Here is a 22,164-nt window from a genome sequence, read left to right as displayed (position 1 = left end):
CGGGTCATTCCTATATTCTTGGCGCGCTTTCGCCTGCAGCGGCTCTGACAAAGCCCGCATACCCGCCGGATTCGCCAAATACTTTGCTTGATTGGCCAACATCTGCTGCGGACTCATATTGTTGAGCCCTTGTTCCTGCAATTCCATTTGTCGCTTGAACTCATCGAGATCGATCGTACTTTTTGTGGGCATAAAGCAGATTATCAATAAACGGCATCTACGGTTTTCATCCTCATCGATACGAACATTTGATCCAGGTGGCGGCACAGGAACAGGTTTCGGCTCCGGGTCCTGCGTCGGTTTATTTTCCTTTCTGTGTTCCTGAATTTTTGCAAACGTCTCAGTTCGGATGTCAGCACCACTGTCCCAGAATGGAAGTTCGTTTATTCTGCGTTGATTTGAGCGTGTCTACGGCTGTTAATTATAATCCTAACTTAGTCGTAAATATACAACTTGCAATCGAAATTTGATCTGATAGCTTCCGGAGATGTAAAGAGCATCAACGCTTTAAGTGGCGGTATTGCGGGGGCAATATGACAATTTTTTTAGATGACGAGTCTCATCGGAAAGCGGCGTCCGATACTGTAAACGAGGACGTGATCCGAAAGCTCTTACAGGCCAAGGGGCAGATTTTTTCGATTTTTGGACAGGTCGTATTCGCGCTCAGTTCCGTTCCTCGCTATCGCAGCCAGAGCCTGTCCGATCTCAGTCATTTGGTCATCGATCCGCTTAGCCACGATCGTATCGTAATCGCATCGAAAAAAGAGGACGATGGAGCCGAACAGACCACTTTGGCACCAAACGCTATCGCAATCTGGGCAAGCGTGAGTGCGGATGTCGATGCCAAGATTGTTGCGCAGGTCAAGGCTGGTGTTTTTCCAGTGCGGTTGAAGCCCACTGACTGGAACAGTGGCCAAATCGTCTGGTTGCTGGATGTTATCGCACCGACGCGGGAGCTCGCTACCTCAGTGCTTTCAAATTTCCACACAGTCGCCAAGCAGAGCCAGATAAAGGTTCATCCTGTTATAGGGCGCCTGGTGGATAGCGACGTTTTACATAGTCTTATTGCAAAGTCCGATGACAAAAACACGCTCCCAACCGAGCAGCCCGTTAACTGATTTCTGAATGCTTCTTCGTGTTCTCCCGCGACTTAAAACCTGCGGGAATGCCACATTTATTTTGATCTGAAGTTTGGCTTGGAGGCCGAGTTTCGTTGGTAAGCATTTATTCTGCGGAACTGGTATCCGATGCAGCTATTTGGAATTCTATGGAAAATTCCGTTGTTATTCTCGCTGTTGCTGCTTGGCGGTTGCGATGACAGTTGGTCGTGGCATCAAAAGCTGACGGTTACTGTTGAGACCCCGTCGGGTCCAAAATCCGCGTCCAGCGTAATGAAGGCCAGTTTGGAAGATCGAGACGGCCCCTTCGCACTACCTGAAGCAAGAGGTGCTTTTTTTGAACTTCAAGGGGAGGCGGTTGTCCTTGAGGTTCTTCCAGGCAAATACCTTTTCGCGCTGTTGAAGGATATGCCGAGACCCTATGGGCTTTTTTTCCCAGGAGAAGCACCCGTCGACATTGCTCCAAAATTTGAACGTATGTCAAAGCCGGCAACTGCCACGCTCACCAGATCCGACTATCCGTTGTTGGTGGCTTTCACTGATATCAATGATCCGAAGACGGTGAAGAAAGTAGATCCCGACGATCTCGAAGATTTTTTTGGTCAAGGTACTTCACTAAGCTCGATCACCCTGTCGATTACCAGAGAACGGGTGACGAAAGGGAAGGTCGAAAACGTCCTGCCTTGGTTGAACGAATATTACGACAAGATGCTCGATAGCAATCGTTTTGAGACAATTTACGCAATTAACCGCTTTGCCAACTCGTTGAGCGCGGGCAACTTCGATACGGAGAAAAATTAATGACCTCCCTAAAACCGTTTTCTGATGAATTGTTTTTGGCGATCCTGTCTATGGACGCATACAATCGTGGTTACAACAGAGGCGTGGTGGATAGCGGTTTAGGCGGTGTTGGATCGACAATTGGCACCGCCACGGTCAGTCTACAAAGCGATACCGTTACAGGCACCCCAGGTGTAGATGCTGGTTTTTACGCGATCGCTTATACATGGGGTACGGAAACGGTAATCTCCTACCGCGGTACGGACAATACCGAAATTTTCGAAAGCGCTAGCGACCTCTGGAACGGATGGACCCTCGGGGGCGGTTATGGAGAAGCCTCGCAGGCAACCCTGGCGTTGGACTTTTACAAGCAGGTTATGGGGCACTCCGCTTTTGACGATACGGGTGCGCAGCCAATCCTCACGGGGCATTCGCTCGGCGGTGGTCTCGCGGGGTTTGTGTCGTTTATTTCCGGAGCCACAGGCGTCGGTTTCGATCACATGCCGTTTGGCGAGGGAGCTATGGCGGCGATTGCCACAGAGTTGGCGCGGCGCACCGGCCTGTTTGATCCAGATATTGATACGGTAACACCCGAGCTGCTTGAACTTATGGAAATGCATATTCCCAGCTTTGGGAATTTTAAGGGATACTTTGTGGAAGGCGAGGTAAACGCTGGACTTCGCGATGGTTCTATTGCGATGAACCTCGGAAACATTCTTAGCTTTATCACGGGCAGTCCGCTGTTCAGTTCTTTGGGTGCCGGGATTGCAGCAGGGCAAACGGGCGCAGAACAGTTTGTTCCAAAAACAATGCTGGGTACCTACAATTGGGACGCCCTCCCGCTTTTGGATTTTTCACGCCATAGCCAGGCATTGCTTGTCACGCTCAAATACGCTCAGGAAAAATCACACCTTGCGTGGTCCTCTATTGCCAACGATCTGCTGACGTCGCTGTTCAGTAATGAAATCGCCATGGCAGCGAACTTTCAGCCAAAAGACACCGAAGGGCACTATAACGCCGCAGGTAAGATGCTGACCGCCATCGCCTACTCGGTCCTGGACAGCAACTCCGCTGAGGAGGAAGCGAATTTTGGCTACATTTTCGGCAACTCTGCAATCCGGGCCTTGTTCAATGACGCAGATGCGCTCGGTTCAGTAATCGCTTCGGATAAAAAATCCGGTCTTCTTGAGGACTCTGCCCGGGGCATCTCGGAGATTATCGTGCAGTTCGCCGCTACGCTAGCGTTCGATAAGGTGAACTATCACAACTATGAGGGTGGCGCGCTTCAACCAAAAGATGGTGTTGTCGATTTTCTAACCGCTACGGGGGGCAAGACAGACAGTCTTGCTGACGCCACCATTTTGTCACTGAATCTGGACCAAGAGTTTTGGAACATTGGTGATAGTTCGGAGAATCCGACGGCGGTGGAGATCCTTGGCGTCACCAAGATTGTGAATGCTCTCTTTAGCGACAATCGACTGTCTTCTAAGCCGGTCGTCTCTGAGGCGATGGAAAAACTCTATAAGGATAGTGGGTCTGCCTCACCGTTTTCGGTGCCGAAAACACTGACAGCGATCCAGTTCGCGCTCGCGGATGGGCCACTTGTCCTCACACTGTCAGACCCAGACGATACATTTGATGCACATCGTGCAAGCCTGTTCGTTTCTGGGGACGGGAGCGACCAGATCGATGGCAGTCATCAAAATGATATGATTGCGGGAGCAGACGGCGACGACATCCTGAGTGGTCGCCTCGGCAGTGATATCCTGTTTGGTGGGGAGGGATCAGACATACTCGTTGATTCCGTTTCCGAGCGAGATGGGGAAACGGGTCGTCAAAACGAGAGCGACATCTATATTGGCGGAGACCAGGGCGAAGATCCCTTGAGAGATTTTCACCAATGGCTCGCCGGGAACGCGGAAACCGATACCGTTCATTATACGGTGGATGATCACGTCGGTACAACCGTTCCGCAAATTGAAGGCGTGGAAATCACTGATCTCAAGCTGACTGAAATCGGTGGCGTGGGCGCGCTTGAGATTTCGGTCAAGGATATCAAGAGTGGCGCTACTGGCGTCGATACTCTGATTGCAATCGAAAAGGTTCAACTGACAGACAATGCTGATCGCTTTATGCTCCGGGGTGACGCGGCATACGCACCCATTGTCATCGACATGGGGGCTGGGGACAACATCGTCGATTTCATCGATGAAGCAAATCCGGGGTCTCCCACGCCATGGGAGCAAGGTTTCCTGTTCATCAATTTCTCCACGACAAGGGAAAACGGCGAAGCAGCAGGGAAAACCTTAAACATTATCCAGATTGACGAAAACCTGGATGATCAGGAGCGAACCACACCGGTTCTGCTTGTCGATGGCAAGCAACTCATAGGTGGAGCAGCTTTTGATTTCGACAAGTTCGACCTTGTTGGTGGCGCGGTAAGCACGTTTATCGACATTCTCGCGGTTCCCGCTGCACCTCCGACGATGAACGGCGAGAGTTACGGTATTTCCACCACCGATCGGGTAGAGGCCTGGCTGGCAGAACATGTGAAGCAATATACAGGTTATATTGCAGCTCTGTCCGGATACGCGGGAGTTGGCTCGCCCTTATTTGGAGGAATCGGGCTAGCTATCATGACGTCGCTGATGCCAATGATGCTCAGCGATTTACTTATTCTGAAGCAAGCCTGGCTGGATCCTTATGTCCAGCGCATTATCGGAACGCAAGGCGAACTCTACACACTTGAAAACGCCGAGTACGATCTTAGCGGCCGTGTAACGACCGCCGACGTCACGATTACAATGAATCTGGAGCAGGAAGAAGAATACCAGATCGCATTGAAGGGATGGCGGCAAGGCGATTTCGGTATAACCATCGAAAATCTCTCCTGGCGCAATGCGCTCGACAGCGGCACCAACAAAAATGGCCAGTTGGATGATTGGGACACGCTTTCTCTTGAAACTATTAGAGAGAAGCTGGCTGGTCTCGGCTTCAAGCCTCAAGAAATCAATCTGAGCGGTAATGGAAGCTCGCCTGGCCCAGGGTTACGGGGCCTCGCCGCATCGGCGGGAGGTTCGTCTTCAGGTAACTCAATTAACGGCGGTATATACCGGAGTGGCAATGAGGGAATAAACGTACTTACGGCCAGCGCCGGCGACGATGTGTTTAATGGCCAAGGCGGTAACGATACGCTCGTGGGCGGTGAGGGCCGGGATACATACGTCTTTCAGCAAGGCGACGGTAACGACGTTATCATCGATACCTCACCTGAAGGCAGTATTGTCCGTTTTCTCGGCGGGCTCGATCCGACCACGATGCAACGTGCTCTGGTGGACAATGGGACCGGCGGCCAGGACTTACTGATAACTTATGGTCAAGATAACAGTATCCGCATCGTGGGCTGGTCTTCTCTAACAACAGAACAGCAGGGTCTGTGGTTGTTTGAGGGCGTGGACGCTGATCTGTCCTCTCCAAACTCTGTGGACACCCCGGATATTTCGGTGCTGCCGGACAGCCAGGGGGGGACGGCACAATCCCATATCGAGGGAACAAACGGTTCTGACGAACTGGTTGGCATCGACATTGCGGAAATCCTCGACGGAAAGGACGGTAACGATACGATCGACGGGCGCGGGGGCGCGGACCGCATTATTGGTGGAGCAGGCGATGACTTGCTTTTCGGCGGTGCGGGTGACGATCGGATTGACGGAGGAATCGGCGCAGATCAAATCCGGGGAGGATTGGGTAACGACATCCTTGTCGATAACGATGGTGACGATACCTACATTTTCGCTCGTGGTGACGGCCGTGATGAACTTCGAGATTACAACAACACCGGCAAGGACACTGTCAAGTTCCTGGACATTGCGTCAGGCGAAATAGAAGTTCTTCGAGACAACTACAATTCAATAATTCTTCGGGTCCGTGGAACCGATGATCAGATCAAGCTGATCAACCCTACAAATTTCATTGATTTTGCCACTGTAGATCGTTTTGAATTCTCCGATGGGGTGGTCTGGAACCATTCCGATCTTCTCGACCGATATTATAGCCAGGCTACGACCTCGGGCAACGATCACATCTACGGATCCAGTTCCGCCGGCGTTCTCCACGGAGGTGCTGGTGATGACATTCTCGAGGGCTGGGGGGCTGGCGAGACCTTTGTCTGGGAGCGCGGCGGTGGTCATGACGTTATTCAATCTGTGCTTGGAGACGCCGGTTCAGACGTTCTGATCCTGGGGTCAGATATTCTGCCGGGTGACGTAACATTCCTGAGAGAGCCGCATCCGTCGGGTGGTTTTACTGGAAGCTTGATAGTCCAGATCGGCGGGGCAGGTGGTGGTTCGGTCACAGTGACTGGTTTCTTCACAGATAGTGCCCATCAACTCAGCAAGGTCATGACTTCCGCGGGCACAATGTGGACGCGCGCTGAGATAATTCAACGATACCTGCAAGGCCAGTCGAGTTCTGCGGATGATTCTATTCTTGGGTCGGGCAGCAACGATGTGATTACAGGCGGGTTGGGCAATGACCGTTTGGAAGGCGGCGGTGGTGCCGATACCTATCGATTTGAACAGAGCTTTGGTCAGGATGTTGTCGTCCTGGATAATAGCCAAGGTGACCGTTTCGAATTCCTGGCTCATGACCTGTCCGATTTCACCATAACGAGAAATGGCGGGAATCTTGTTCTGCAGGTAACGGGCACTTCCGATCGTCTGACTATTGAGGGTTTCGAGAGTCTCTCTTGGGCGATTGAAAGTTTCAAATTCAAGAACGGCTCGGTTTTCGATCCGAACACCATATCCGCGATCGCCGATGCCACGGTTAGCGCGACGAACCTGATTGCGGGTTTCTCGTCTGCTGACGTTTTGACCGGTTCGGCTGGCCACGATCGCGTCCATGCATATCAAGGCGACGATACGGTCTCGGCTGGCGCTGGTGACGATTTTGTCGACGGCGGCGTTGGTTCTGATGTCATCAATGGCGATAAGGGAAATGATGTTCTCTTCGGAGGAGCCGGCAACGATCAGCTTCTCGGTGGAGATGACAATGATCTGATCTTTGGCGGCAGCGGCAACGATTCTCTTGAAGGCGGGGCGGACTCAGATCGGCTATTCGGAGAGGCTGGTGATGACACGCTTATGGGCGGTCAAGGCGCTGACGAATTGTTTGGAGGAGCAGGAGACGATGTCCTCCACGGCAATGCAGGCAATGATCTGCTAACCGGTGGAACCGGGAATGACACCTATCATTTTGCGCGTGGCGACGGGAGCGATATTATCGACGCAGCTACCGATCGTGGTGCTGGTGATATTGAGATTCTCGAATTCAGCGGCGGCATCACAGCAAACGAGCTGACATTTTCGTTCGATGACACCAATCTCGTGATCGAGTTCGGCAACTCTCCAACCGATAAGCTTACCATCAGGAATTTCCTCGCGTCTGGTTCCCTGGCGGAAATCCGCGCCGGGACAGTCACGCTCACATTGTCTGATATTCTCAGTCGAGCGACGGGTGCCGAGTCCGTTAATGAAACAGTTCAATCGGATGATGGAGGAGTAGTCTACGGCGGTCTGGGCAACGACACGCTTGTCGGTTCTCTTGAAAGAGATCTCTTCGTTTACAATCGCGGCGATGGTGCGGACCGAATTCTCGACTGGGCGGGTGCTGGAACACTGCTGCTGGCCCGGAACGACGAGCTTGTCCTCACCGGGGGCATTACATCGGATGAGTTAGTGCTCACCCGCTCGGGAGAGACGAACGAAGACCTCACGATCTCTTTTAAAAATGATGCCGGCAGCATCGTTATTGAAAGGCAGTTCCATGCCTGGAACTACACGGGTGGCGTCGAAAGCATCCGTTTCGAAGATGGTACCGTCTGGAGCAAGGCTGAGATAAGAAATCAGATGCTGAGCGCGCGATCAGGAGCCAGTGACGAAATCATAGAAGGCACGACAGAAAATGACCTTTTCCTTGGGTCTGCGGGCAATGACATACTTCGCGGTAATAGCGGGGAGGATCGCTACAGTCTCAATCTTGGGAACGGTCACGACGAAATCATCGATAGTGCTGGTTCCTCCGATACGCTAACATTTGGAGCAGGTATTCTTGCCAAAGACGTTACGGTTGAGCGGGTTGGAAATAGCGTAAAGCTTGCCTATTCAACGACTGACAGCGTGACACTCATCGATGTGTTTGCGTCCGATACGTCTGGTGTCGATAAGGTTCAGTTCCAGGATGGAACCGTATGGTCGCGAAACACAATTGCCCAAAAACTGGTTGAGTCGCAGCAGACAGACGGCAACGATGTTATCGCAGGTACTGATTTTGCTGAGATATTGTCGGGTGGGAAAGGCAACGATCACCTTGCCGGAGGATCAGGCGGGGATACCTACCTTTTCAACCTCGGTGACGGCAACGATGTCATTACTGAGGTTGGAACGAGCGGGGCCGATATTGTTAAACTGGGTGGTGGGCTACATTCAACCAATGTTGACGTCTCTCTCAGCCAGACAGATGGCGACGCGATCATTCTCGACTTCGGTAACGGCGACAGATTGGTTCTCGATGGTCATCTGAGCGGCGCAAATGGAATTGAATGGGTTGAGTTCGCCGACAAAACCATCTGGAGCAAAGACCAGCTAATTCAAAAGGCGCTTGCAAATTCGACGACGACGGGAAACGACAATCTCATTGGTTCGGCGATTGAAGACCGCGTAGAGGGTGGTCATGGAAACGATACACTTAACGGCGGCGGTGGTGCCGATGTGTATATATTCAGCCGAGGTGATGGTGTTGACACGATAAATGATTTCGGGACTCCAAATGGGGCCAACGTTATCGAGTTTGGAAGCGGGATTTTCGCCCGAGATGTTGACCTCTCGAGAGATAGCACCAATCCGAACGATTTGGTCGTTTCCATACGCAATTCCAGCGATCAGATCATTGTCACGAACCATTTCTCTAATGGGGTCATTGGTGCTATTCGCTTCAAAGACGGAGTACAGTGGACTGCCGAGCAAATTGAGGCCGGAGCAAACAATCGCGCGCCGGAAATGACTTCAGTTTTGACGGAGAAGACTGCTGAGCAGGATGCATGGTTCTCTTTTGTATTGCCAATCGGCTTGTTCAGTGATCCCGATGCGGGCGATCACATAAGTGTTGTGGCGGCCCTCAGCGATGGTTCTCAACTTCCCACATGGCTTCAATTTGATGGCACCCGCTTTTATGGAGAGCCCGAAAATGATGACGTAGGAACGCTGACAATCACGCTCACAGCGATTGACAAGTACGGCGACCGTAGCAGCCAAAATTTCGACATCGAGATTTTGAACGTAAACGACGCGCCTGAGGTAAGAATCCTTCCCGCTAACCAAGTGGCGACCGCAGGCGTCTCGTTTTCGTATCAGCTCCCGAATGGTACGTTCATCGATCCCGATAACGAGGTGGTGGGAATTCCCGTTCAACAAGTCATTTTGTCTGCCGCTCGTGCTGACGGAAGCGCTTTGCCGGGTTGGCTCACGTTTAATCCCGCCACCGGAGTTTTTTCAGGTACGCCAACTGCAGTTGATGGGGGCGTCCTTGATGTTGTGGTAACTGCGTCCGATGGTATCGCGGCAAGCACGACCCGTTTTGGTATCGCGATCGGCACGAATAACACCTATCCTACGCTGGGTTCACCTATCGCGTCACTAAACGCGACCGAGGATCTCGAGTTTGTATTTGATATACCTGCCGGCGCTTTCAACGACATCACGCCGGGCGACCGTTTGAGGTATACGGCTGAAATGGCCGACGGAACTGAACTCCCGTCGTGGCTTAAACTGGATGCGGTCACTGGTCGATTCACCGGGGCACCTAATAATGGCGACGTAGGTTCGTTTCAAATCAGGATCACCGCTATTGACGTTGGTGGTGCGAGCGTTAGCACGACGACGTCGCTTGTTGTTGGCAACACGAACGACGCTCCGAACGTCGTAGAACAACTCGAAAGTTTCTACACGGCAGAGGGAGCTCCATTTGCCTACGCGGTTCCTCAGGGTATCTTTGCCGACATCGATGCAGGCGATCAGCTAACACTTGAGGCTTTCCAGGCCGATGGCTCGGTTTTGCCTGAATGGCTTCAGTTCAATCCAGCAACCAGTTCGTTCTACGGCGTACCAGATGATGCCGATGTTGGCATTTTATCCGTCGTCGTCAGGGCGACGGACAGGTCAGGAGCATCGGTAGACGCAAGCATGTATCTCGTCATCCGATCAGTCAATGACGCACCGATCGTCACGAATACCATTCCCGATTTCATTGTAGAGAGTTTCTCGAATTTCGAGATTTTGATTCCGGGTGATAGCTTCGGAGACGTTGACAGTCCCGGCCTGACTTATTCAATCCGCTTGGAGGGCGACGACGTTCTTCCCGAGTGGTTGAGTTTTGATCCAGTGACCGCAACATTAAAAGGAAGGTCACCACTCCTCGATATCACCGAGGGGAACCGCCTCTATATGCTTGAAATCAAGGCCACAGACGCGGATGGAGCCAGTGTCTCTCAGTTTGTCACCCTCACAGTTCGTGGAGCATACCCCGGAATTTCGCTGATCGGGACGCCTGGTGATGATGACCTCCAAGGGACCTTAGGCCCTGACCAGATCTATGGCCACCAAGGAAACGACAAGCTAACGGCTGGGCAGGGCAACGACGTTCTCGATGGCGGAGAGGGCGATGATTGGCTCGACGGCGGCGCCGGACGAGACGTCCTTTCGGGCGGCAGAGGCAACGACACTCTCTTCGGTGGCGACGGAGAGGATGTTTACCTCTTTGGTCGGGGAGATGGTCATGACGAAATTTACGGCGCAACCGATGATGTTGACCCGAACGATACTATTCGTTTTAACGCCAACGTCAGCCCTTCCAATGTTACGGTTGGCCGAGATGGCCTGCTCACAGTCTCCAACGATGGTCTCAACATCATTACTGATTACACTAGGACCGGTTTAACTCTCACGGTTTCTGGCGGAGGGGACAGTATCACCGTCCGTGAGCAATTCGCGTCAAACTTCTCGACTTCAGGAAGTCTCCAGTCGTATGTTGTCGGAACAGTCGAGTTTTCGGATGGGACCAAATGGACTTCTCAGGAACTCGCACAGCGATTTATGCAATCGACATCAGGTAACGATCTGATTGAAGGTGACTTCAGAAACAACGTTCTACTTGGTGGTGCTGGTGATGATCGAATCCTGGGCTTAGGTGGCGATGATTATCTCGATGGCGGAGTAGATAATGACGACCTCTATGGAGGCGAAGGGAGTGATACTTACTTCTTTGGTCTGGGCTCGGGGCAGGATCGAATTATCGAGTCGATCGGTTCATCAAAAACATACAGTTTCGACACGCTCCGTTTCGGAACTGGTATAAACGTTTCGAACCTAATTCTCACACGTGATGCGCGCAATCCATATGAATGGAACTCGGCCTACGAGGCAGGCAGTCTCCTCATTCAAATTGCCGGCACTTCCGACAGTATCCGCATATTCGGCCAATATGCGATGGAAAACGGTTTATCCGCCGGTATCGACCGGTTTGAGTTTGCCGATGGGACTGTTCTTACCCGCCAGGAGCTGGACCTCCTGGTCAACCCGGATGCCGTTCTTCGAGGAACTGACGGTGATGATGACCTAAGCGGGACGACTGCAGACGAACGCCTGGTGGGCGGCAAGGGTGACGATGTCCTTTATGGGAACGAAGGGAATGATACCTACGTCTGGAATCTTGGAGACGGTAATGATCGCATCAATGAAAACTCTAGCTCGAGCATTGATTTCCTCGAACTAGGCCTGGGTGTCGGACCGGAAAATATTCGCGTCGTCCGGGATTCGTTCTACCATGCTGGTACGCACGACCATATCTATATTCAGGTGTTGCCAACGGAAGAAGTCATAACAATTACCGGCGGCGTCGGCATCGATGTGAACGGAACCCGGGACTTCATTCGACCCGTTGATGAAATCAGATTTGCTGACGGAACCTCCTGGACCTTTGACGATCTCTTGGCCTATTTCCTCACCGGGACAGCAGGCGATGATGAACTTATCGGCTTCGACCCAAAGAGCGACGTTCTCGACGGTGGTGCAGGTAACGATATTCTTCGGGGTGAGGGCGGCGGTGACGTCTATGTGTTCGGTCGGGGGTACGGAACCGATACTGTCTACGACAAAAAGAGCCTGAGTTATAGAAACTATCCTCTTGAGTTTGAAAACTATGTACGCTTCCGCTCGTCGGTCGATCTTGAGGATATTCGCATTTCCAGCGAGCTGGAGTTAAGCGGAAGCGGAAGCGGGAGACTTGAGACGTTCGTTATCCTTTCCATCCAGGGGACAGGCGATCGACTGCGCCTTCTAGGTACTGGTAACTTTATAGATCACCTTTATTTCGAGGCGGACGGTTCAACTTTGAGCTACGCAGGACTGGTTGACCTATATTTCGAACACAATCGCTCGGCAGGCGATGACTACGTTATCGGTTTCGGCGGTGGGGTGGTCAGCACTCTTGGAGGAAATGACACTCTGCTCGGCCGAAATGGTGATGTGCTCATCGGCGGAACGGGTAGCGATGTCTACCGCTACTATGGTGATCTGGGCACGATTACCATTAGCGATGATGGGAGGGCCTCTGACAACGACGTCCTGGTGCTCGATTTTGGGGATGTCACAGACTATGGTCGCTTCGAGCGCGCAGCCAACGGGCAAGATCTATATATTTTCCGTAGTGCGGATGGGTATTTGGTTGACGTCCTGCTGAAAGACTTCTTCCTCGGAGCTGACAAGACAGTCGAACGCATCCAATTCGCCGACGCGACCGAATGGGCCTCAAGAAATGAGATCATTGCACATTCAGTTGCCAGCCCGGCGTCGAACCGCCTCCTGGCCGGCACATCTGGCGATGATACAATCGAGGGTGAAAATTATGTCAGCGAAGAACTAAGGGGCGGTTTGGGAGCAGATATTCTCACGGGCGGGTATCAAGGCGGAGACGTCTATTCGTGGAAAAAGGGGGATGGAAATGACACGATTATTGATAGCGTTGACCGAGATTACGCCGATCTCCTGAAACTCACCGACGTGACATCTGCGGATGTTTCATTGCTTGTGTATGGCAATGATCTGCGCGTACGCATAAATCCGACCGGAGAGTTCATAACGATCCAAGACCATTTCGATGCTTCGAATGCGAACTATCAATATGGCATCGGAGAAATCCTCTTTTCGGACGGAGTATTATGGCGGCGCGCGGAGATCGACCGTCGGGCAGCCTACGAGGGCACTACCGGCGCGGACACCATGTCAGGCAGCGTGAAAGCTGACACGATGATCGGCCTTGCGGGGGATGATGTTTACGTAGTCAACCATGTTTCCGATGTCGTTGTCGAAGCAATGAATGGCGGCCAGGATACGGTCCAATCCAGCGTGACCTATGTTTTGCCAGACAATGTCGAGAAACTGGTTCTGACTGGGGCCAACAGCATATCCGGTACTGGAAACAGTGCCGCAAATGTGCTGACAGGCAACAATTACTCCAACATCCTGCGCGGTCTCGCAGGCAATGACACACTTGATGGGCAAGGTGGTGCCGATACGCTTATCGGAGGCACCGGTAACGACATCTACATAGTCGATACGGCCGGCGACGAAATCATTGAGGAAGCTGGCGAGGGAACCGATCTCGTCCGAGCCTCGGCGAGTCACACATTGGCCGCCAACGTGGAAAACGGCGAACTTCTTGGATCTTCCTCAATCAATCTGACCGGAAACGCTCAAGCAAACGTTTTGGTGGGCAATTCTGGCAACAACGTTCTTGCGGGGTTGGCAGGTGCCGACATGCTCGACGGAGGCCTTGGTATCGATACGGCAAGTTATGTCGCTTCGGCATCCGGCGTAAGCGTGTCGCTGACCACGGGTGTTGTTGCAGGGGGAGATGCCGAAGGGGATACTCTTGTCAATATCGAGAACGTCACGGGCTCTTCGTTCGATGATATTATAGAAGGCAGTAGCGGGACGAATGTCCTCGTCGGGGGTGCAGGTGAAGATCTGCTCTCATATTCCAATGCTGGCGCCGGGATTACAATAAACCTTGGCTCCACGAGTGCTCAGGCGACGGGTGGTGCCGGGACGGATACGGTTTCCGGTTTCGAGAATGCTACAGGCTCCGCCTTCAACGATACCCTGACCGGAACGACGGGTTCAAATGTTCTTGCCGGTGGTAAGGGATCTGACACTCTGGTCGGGAAAGCGGGGAACGATCGATACATTCATCGTGCGGGTGATGGCAGCGACTTCATCAACGATGATTCCGGCTCATCCACTGACGTCGACGTTCTCGATCTAACTTATCTGTCGAGCAATGACGTTGTGCTCTCAAGGGTTGGGCAGGATCTTACGATCAAGATCAACGCAACAAGCGAAATCCTTACAGTACGGAACCAGTTCTACTCGATGTCAGCCAATTGGGGGATCGAGCGCCTCGAATTTTCGGACGCAACGTGGGATTTGGCTATGATCAATTCCAGGGCGTGGTTCCGCGGTACCATTGGTGCCGACACTATAACCGGGTCCGACGCGGATGACACCATCGACGGTGGGGCCGGAAACGATACGCTTTCGGGCGGGGTCGGACATGACACATATGTTTATTCGGAAGGCTACGGCAGCGATGTCGTAAATGAGAGGGTGACGGGTACAGACGTTGATACGTTGTACTTGATTGGCTTGAATCAAGTGGATATTCGAATCGAGCGTCTGACATCAGACCTCACCGATGTTGCCATCCGTATCCTCTCGACGGGCGCAACTGTCACACTCGACAATCAGCTCGATCTCGAAGGTGGGGTGGAACGGATATTGTTTGGCGACGGCAGTTCGCTCGGCGGTACCGACTGGTCCCTCGACGCGTTGTTACGCACAATTGCGGCTTTCTACGGCACTGATGCCAATGAGACCATAACAGGCGGTGCGGGCACTGATCGTCTGATCGGTTTGGAAGGAGATGATACCCTGAATGGAGGCGCTGGCGCCGATATTCTTGAGGGCGGGGCAGGAAACGACCTCTATAATGTGGACGACGTCGGCGATCTCGTTGTCGAACTTGCAGGACAGGGCATTGACACCGTTCAATCGTCTGTCAGCTTTACGCTCGCCTCCGAAGTTGAGAAGCTGACATTAACGGGTTCTGCCGCTCTTAACGGTGTTGGGAATGAACTTGCCAACACTATTGTGGGCAACGCTGGCAATAATACGCTTGCCGGCTTGGCTGACGGCGACATCATCGATGGTGGTGCCGGAACAGACACGGTAACCTATGCAGAGTCTGATGGTGCAATCGACGTCAATCTGCTGGCCGGCACTGCAAGCGGCGGACATGCTGAAGGCGATGTACTCAGCAATATTGAGAACGTTACCGGTTCTGAGTTCGCTGACACCATCATAGGGAATACGGCTGCGAATGTCCTTTATGGCCTTGGCGGTGACGATCTTCTTGAAGGCGGCGCAGGTCATGACACACTTGACGGAGGCTCCGGTGCGGACGTGCTACGCGGGGGTGCGGGCAACGACACCTACATCGTTGACAACATCGCCGACGCGGTAAGTGAAAGTTCCGCCGAAGGGACGGACCTGGTCCAAGCGTATGTTTCGTATACTCTGAGCGACAATGTCGAAAATCTCACACTTCTAGGTTCTCTGGCCCTCAACGGTAAGGGGAACACTCTTGCGAATACCCTTAGAGGCAACGACGCATCTAATGACCTTTCGGGCGAGGACGGTAATGACTCGCTCTACGGCTTGCTGGGTAATGATTTGCTTCGTGGTGGAGCAGGGAGCGATCTCCTCGATGGAGGAGTCGGTGCTGATACGATGTTCGGTGGGATAGGCAACGATAGTTACGTTGTGGATGACGCTGGAGATGTTGTTATCGAAGCATTGAATGAAGGAACTGACTCGGTTTCCGCGTCCATTTCATTCACTCTCGCGGAAAATATCGAAAACCTTACACTTACAGGTGCGACGGCAATCAGCGGTTCGGGCAACGGACTGTCGAACACGATCTCCGGCAATAGTGCAGATAATGTACTTTCGGGCTTCGATGGTAATGACACCCTCGCTGGTGGCGCCGGCAACGATGTTCTTCTTGGTGGGGCCGGGAATGACACGTTGAATGGTGGTACTGGAGCTGACTCCATGGCTGGTGGTGCCGGGGACGACACTTACCTTATCGACAACGCTGGTGACCAGGTCATCGAGCTCGCAGGTGAGGGTACCGATTCTGTGTCCTCTTCAATCTCCTACAAATTGCTGGAGAATTTCGAGAATTTGACGTTGACCGGTTCCTCATCTCTCAATGGTACCGGAAACGCGTTGAACAACACCATCATAGGGAATAGCGGGGTCAATCTCATCGAAGGGCTCGGTGGAGCCGATGTTCTCAACGGTGGCAGTGGGATCGACACCCTGACTTATATATCCTCGGGAAGTGGTGTATCCGTAAACCTGCAGACTGGAGCGACCGCTGGCGGCGATGCTCAGGGTGATGTTATCTCTAATTTTGAAAACCTCACAGGCTCCGAGTTCGAAGACGTGTTGACGGGGAATACGGCGGCGAACGTCATTCACGGTCATGGCGGTAACGATGTAATAAGAGCAGGGGCCGGCAATGACCTCCTCAACGGAGGCAAGGGTGATGACATACTTTCTGGCGGAGTAGGGTCAGATACGTTTGTCTATTCGTCAGGTGACGGTAACGATCAAATCAACGATGAGGCAAACGAGGTTGGCACGAGCGATTCCCTGTTGCTTTCCGACCTCAACAGTTCCGATGTCACAATCCTGCGAAAAGGAACCAAGCTCGAAGTCAATGTGACTTCAACGGGTCATCTGATCACAGTTGAGGGACAATGGGCGGAACCAGACGGCTACAGCGGGATTGAGCAAATTCAGTTCGCGGACGGCAGTGTGATGGCGCGTTCAGCGATCATGGCGATCGAAGACAGTTCTTCTCTGGATCCAGCAAGCATCGTTGGTACCGCGAATGACGATGTATTCGAGAGTGTTAGTGGTGACAACAATTTCAGCGGTCTGGCTGGCAATGATGCCTACAACTATGGACGGGGAGACGGTCACGATACCATCGTGGAAGCTTTGGCTGAAGGCGATTCCGATAGTTTGACGGTGACAGGCCTTGCTTTCTCCGACGTCGGTTTCTCACGGCAGGGTGAAGATTTGCTCATCACTGTTCCAGAGTCGGCGACGGGATCCGGAGATGGTGGATCTATCCTTGTAAAGAACACGCTCCTCGATGATGACGCAGGCGTGGAGAACTTCGTATTTACGGACTGGACCTATAGCAAGGCGGACATGCGTTCTGTGCTTCTTTCGCAGGTAACCACTGCTGGCGACGACGTGATTGAAGGTTTTCAGAATACTGCCGACTTTTTCGAAGGTGGTGCCGGCAATGACGCCTTTGTGTTCAAGCCTGACTTCGGCTGGGATACGATCGGCGACTTTGTTGCGGGAGCGGGAACAGATGATGTTCTCGAATTCCGGGACGGCGTCCTGGCTGACTTTGAGGCTGTTCTCGCTGCGGCATCGCAGGTTGGCAATGACACCATCATTAACATTGACGGCACCAACGGTATCACGATCGCGAACGTCAATCTTTCCGACCTGCATCGAGATGACGTGCGGTTCGTTGCATAGGATCTGACTCTTGTTGAAATATTTGAATAGCGAAGCGCGGCGACCTTCAGTCGCCGCTGCCTTGCGAGTGACACGTGGTGCCTTCGCGTCGGTTGCGGTCCTGAGTGCTTTCACCAATATCCTCATGCTGACCGGTCCGCTGTTCATGATGCAGGTTTATGATCGCGTTCTGTCCAGCCGCAGTGTGCCGACGCTTGTTGCCCTGTCGATGTTGGCCATCGCTCTTTATCTGTTTCTCGGTATTCTTGAACTCATCCGGTCAAGAATTCTCTCGCGTATTGGCGAGCGGATTGAGGAGCAGCTTGGCGGTCCAACATTTGATGCGGTGATGCTGTTGCCACTCAGGATGTCGAAAAAGGAAGTGGCTGGGCAGCCCGTCCGGGATCTCGAGCAGATACGGCAATTCATGAGTGGTCCGGGTCCGGTCGCCATTTGTGACATGCCATGGCTACCGCTATACGTCGGCATCCTCTTTCTCTTTCACGCGTACCTCGGTTGGCTTGCGATTGCCGGTGCGACTTTGCTGATCGTGCTGACGCTTTGCAGCGATGCGGTTCTGCGTGACCCGACACGCCGGGTGGCGTCGCTTTCATCGGCACGAGCCGACTACATAGAGGCGGGGCGGAGGAATGCAGAGGCGCTGCATGCCATGGGCATGAAGAGCGCTTATGCACTTAAATGGCATGAAACAAATACGGCCTATGTTGAGATGCAGCGCCGGGCAAATGACGCGACGACCAGCTTCTCGACTTTTTCAAAGATATTTCGGTTGGCACTGCAATCCGCCGTTCTGGCGCTGGGAGCGTGGTTGGCTATAAAGCAGCTTGCATCGCCGGGTGCCATGATTGCGTCATCCATCCTGACATCCAGGGCGCTCGCCCCCATAGAGCAGGCGATCGGCCAATGGCGTGGTTTTGTTAACTTCAGGCAGGCCAAGGGCCGCCTCAGTCAGCTTCTCGAAAAGATCGGCACGGATCAGGAAAAAATGGCTCTCCCGGCGCCTTCAAAAACACTTTCTGTCTCAGGCATTTCTGTCCTCGCCCCTGGCAATCAGACACCCACCTTGCGTGATGTCACCTTCTCGCTTTCGGCGGGGCAGGCGCTGGGCATTATTGGACCGAGTGGCTCCGGTAAATCGACCCTCGTGCGGGCGCTCGTCGGTATCTGGCCATCGGCGCGCGGAACGGTCAGACTGGACGGAGCGGAACTGGATCAATGGCATCCGGAAGCGCTTGGCCCGTCGATCGGCTATCTTCCTCAGGGGGTCGAGTTGTTTGACGGCACCATTGCGGAGAATATCGGCCGGTTTTCCGGATCGGCGGACCCGTCCGATATTATCGAGGCGGCGAAACTGGCGGATGTGCATGACCTTATCCTGTCGATGCCGGAGGGATATGATACGAGGATCGGCAATAGCGGTGCGGCTCTTTCCGCTGGCCAGCGCCAGAGGATCGGTCTTGCACGCGCATTGTTCGGAAAACCTTTCCTGATCGTTCTGGATGAGCCAAATGCTAACCTCGACGCGGAAGGCGAGGTGGCGCTGACGAACGCCATCGCGGTGGCGCGTGAGCGAGGTGCCATTGTGGTGATTGTCGCGCACCGACCAAGTGCGCTTTCTGCCGTCGACAACGTCCTCGTTCTCGCCCAGGGCGCAATGGTCACCTTTGGTCCACGTGATGAGGTGCTGCGTAAAACCACAATGCGCGCTGTATCGGAAAAAGCATGACACCCAATAACGCCACGACAACCAGCGCTGCCAGTCGCGCCATCCGGTCCTATACGATTGCGGGCGTTACAACCCTCGCAATCATGGTTCTTTGCGTTGGGAGCTGGGCTGTGACCGCCAATCTTTCCGGTGCGATAATTGGGGCGGGAACAGTTGTTGTTGATGGAAACGTCAAGCGCATCCAGCACCGCGAGGGCGGTATCGTCGGTGAAATAGGGGTTCGCAATGGGGCTGTCGTCAATGCAGGAGATTTACTCATCCGGCTTGACGATACAGTCACCAGGGCAAATCTGGCTATCGTTGAAAAACAGATTGAGCAATTGAATGCGCGGAGGATGCGGCTGTCGGCAGAGCGGGAAAACGCTGAAAATATGGTTGTTCCGCCGGTATCGTCGAGCCAGGCAATCGATACCGAAAGCGGCGAATACCTCAAAGCTGAAGTAGCTCTTTTTGCTGCGCGCAGACAAACCATTGATGGTCAAAAAGCCCAGCTTAGACAGCGTATCGATCAGATACGGCAAGAAAATGAGGGGCTGATCGTTCGCAGGAGTGCTAAAGAAGAGGAATTGTCGTGGATTGGTCAGGAACTCGTCCGCGTAAGAAGTCTGGCCAATCAGCAACTGGTCCAGTTCAACCGCCTGGCAGAACTGGAGCGGCTGCGCGCGCAGCTTGATGGGGAACGCGGTCAGTTGATGGCAGAGATCGCAAGGGCCGCAACGCGCGTCACGGAGACTGAACTTCAAATTCTTCAGCTTGATCAGGATCGGCTGGCGGAGGTTCTGACGGAATTACGTGATGTCGACAACAAGCTTGCCGAACTCTCAGAACAAAAGGTTACGGCGGACGACCAGTTGAAACGCATCGATGTTCGATCTCCGCAGGACGGTATCGTGCATGAACTCGCGGTTCACACGATCGGTGGCGTCATTAGCCCCGGAGAAACAGTCATGCAGATCGTCCCGGTCAACGACCGGCTGGTGGTCGAAACGAAAATCCAGCCGGCTGATATCGACCAGATGCATGCCGGCCAGCAAGCGACCCTGCGTTTTTCTGCCTTCAACCAACGTACGACCCCCGAAATTGGTGGTCAGGTCAAAACAGTCGCTGCCGATCTCGTTCACAATCCGCAGACTGGTGAAAGCTGGTACACGGCGCGAATTCAGATAGAGCCGGAAGAGCTGACCAAACTCGGCAATCTCAGTCTTATCGCGGGCATGCCAGTCGAAGCTTACATCAAGACGAGCGAAAGAACTGCCTTGTCGTATCTGGTCAAGCCGCTCGTGGATCAAATCAACCGAGCGATGCGGGAGGACTAGAACACAATGTCTGATGTAGCGGGCAAGGCGTAATTATTGCCGGACTGGCCTGCTCAGCATTGTCGAAATATGCAAGTCTCCGTGGACTCACGCCCCCGCAACCAATTCCTACGCTATAGTATCCCACAATAGCCTAAAACTACGATCCAGTACGCCAAAACGCTACGATCTGTTGGCGCCGTACAAGATGTCTTACCCTGTCCGGCCGATCAAATAACAGGGATCGGCGGTGACACGGATATAACCCGCGCCTGCGCCTCACACACCGATGTGCGCGAATTGAGCGTCGATAAGTGCAATCACCGGATCAAGAATATCTTTGGACATCTTGGCCGCAATGTCTTCGACCGCGCTCGCGAGGTCGGCCAGGCCCGCCTCAGCAAGAGCCGTGGCACTCTCTTCGAAACCGGTGGCGGCGGCGACCAGCGCTTTGGCCTGGTTGGTAATGCCCCGGGTGATCGCCGCTATCGTTTCGGCGACAGTGGATTTATCGATCGAATCTTCAAAATTTTGCGCCGCTTTACGCAGCACACTGATCTCGACTTTGGTGCGCTCGACTGTGATTAGGCATGGAATAAGGGGTCTGACTCATTCTCGATGATGTTTTGAGTTCAATTGGCTTGGTTTCCAATGGAGAATCAGCGCCATGCGAACCAAATTTCGACTTTCGGATCTGATCCCTGCCGAGTTAAGCGTTGAAGCGGTGCATCAATGTGCCGACGCGATCGTCGTTGCCGCATACGGTCGGTCACCAGATAGCAGATGTCCCGAATGCGGGAGGGCGTCGCGTCGTATTCATAGTCGGTATCCCCGGATGATTGCCGATCTTCCGTGTTCGGGTCGAAGGATTGAATTGCACCTGACAGTCCGGCGCTTCGTCTGTAGTGCTACCAACTGCCATCGAAAGATTTTCGCCGAACGGTTCGGCGACGGCGTGGTCCGCCCCATGGCTCGCCGGACAGCACGCCTGGACTGCCTGGTTAGGCATCTTGCTCTTGCATTGGGTGGTCGCCCGGCAGCTCGGTTTGCCGATCGTCTCGGAGTTCCGGTGAGCAATGATACACTGCTGCGAACCGTCCGCCGATATGATCGCCCGCCGCCGGCGCCGCCGACCGTTATCGGTATCGATGACTGGGCATGGCGTCGCAATCATCGATACGGCACGATCATCTGTGATCTGGAACGGCGAAAGACCATCGCGTTGTTGCCCGACCGAGAGCCCCCGACCGCCAGGGCTTGGCTGGTCGAGCAGCCGCAGATCGAAATTGTCGCACGAGACCGCGGCGGCGGATATGCACAGGCCGCTGCACAAGCCCTGCCACACGCCGAACAGGTCGCCGACCGCTGGCATCTGATGGAGAACGCCAGCCACGCCTTTCTTGATGCCGTGCGCAAGTCGATGCGACAGGTCCGCCTGGCAATCGGCACTGCAACCGTAAATCCGAAGCTTCTGACCGCCGCCGAGCGACTGCAATACGAGGGAT

At 53.5% G+C, this 22,164-nt stretch carries 8 protein-coding genes; 6 read left to right on the top strand and 2 right to left on the bottom strand.

The window, feature by feature from the left end:
* The coding region (locus tag N434_RS25915) for a polymorphic toxin type 15 domain-containing protein (RefSeq protein WP_181424068.1) at positions 1–192 on the bottom strand (192 nt) is incomplete at its 3' end.
* A 341-nt stretch (positions 193–533) separates the two neighbouring features.
* On the opposite strand from N434_RS25915, the gene N434_RS24735 reads away from it, so the two are divergent.
* From N434_RS24735 to N434_RS24715, 5 genes are all read left to right on the top strand, one after another.
* Complete coding sequence (locus N434_RS24735) at positions 534–1,118, top strand: toxin-activating lysine-acyltransferase (RefSeq protein WP_110760714.1); 585 nt, start codon at positions 534–536, stop codon at positions 1,116–1,118.
* A gap of 162 nt (positions 1,119–1,280) precedes the next feature.
* Positions 1,281–1,919, top strand: a complete 639-nt coding sequence (locus tag N434_RS24730) for a hypothetical protein (protein ID WP_146227718.1) — start codon at positions 1,281–1,283, stop codon at positions 1,917–1,919.
* The gene (locus N434_RS26170; protein WP_110760712.1) at positions 1,919–17,638 is read left to right on the top strand and encodes a calcium-binding protein; all 15,720 of its coding nucleotides are present in this window, start codon (positions 1,919–1,921) and stop codon (positions 17,636–17,638) included. The genes N434_RS24730 and N434_RS26170 overlap by 1 nt, the downstream gene beginning before the upstream one ends.
* A gap of 10 nt (positions 17,639–17,648) precedes the next feature.
* Positions 17,649–19,364, top strand: a complete 1,716-nt coding sequence (locus tag N434_RS24720) for a type I secretion system permease/ATPase (protein WP_286172402.1) — start codon at positions 17,649–17,651, stop codon at positions 19,362–19,364.
* Positions 19,361–20,680: an HlyD family type I secretion periplasmic adaptor subunit gene (locus tag N434_RS24715; RefSeq protein WP_110760711.1), complete on the top strand. Its 1,320-nt coding sequence runs from the start codon at positions 19,361–19,363 to the stop codon at positions 20,678–20,680. The genes N434_RS24720 and N434_RS24715 overlap by 4 nt, the downstream gene beginning before the upstream one ends.
* A gap of 258 nt (positions 20,681–20,938) precedes the next feature.
* Here N434_RS24715 and N434_RS24710 read toward each other — a convergent pair whose 3' ends face one another.
* A complete protein-coding gene (locus tag N434_RS24710) occupies positions 20,939–21,211 on the bottom strand; it encodes a hypothetical protein (RefSeq protein ID WP_110760710.1) in 273 nt (90 codons plus the stop codon).
* A gap of 115 nt (positions 21,212–21,326) precedes the next feature.
* On the opposite strand from N434_RS24710, the gene N434_RS25530 reads away from it, so the two are divergent.
* Positions 21,327–22,164: ISL3 family transposase (locus N434_RS25530; protein ID WP_146227715.1), on the top strand; the 838-nt coding region annotated here is incomplete at its 3' end.

Source organism: Rhizobium sp. UGM030330-04 (assembly GCF_003208455.1).
Classification (GTDB): Bacteria; Pseudomonadota; Alphaproteobacteria; order Rhizobiales; family Rhizobiaceae; genus Agrobacterium; species Agrobacterium rhizogenes_A.
Note: the sequence above shows the minus strand (reverse complement) of the source record. Positions and strands in the feature narration are given on the sequence as shown.

Excerpts from the sequence above, each read along its gene's own strand:
- N434_RS24735 (WP_110760714.1), top strand. The coding sequence starts at position 534 with ATGACAATTTTTTTAGATGACGAGTCTCATCGGAAAGCGGCGTCCGAT.
- N434_RS26170 (WP_110760712.1), top strand. The coding sequence starts at position 1,919 with ATGACCTCCCTAAAACCGTTTTCTGATGAATTGTTTTTGGCGATCCTG.
- N434_RS24715 (WP_110760711.1), top strand. The coding sequence starts at position 19,361 with ATGACACCCAATAACGCCACGACAACCAGCGCTGCCAGTCGCGCCATC.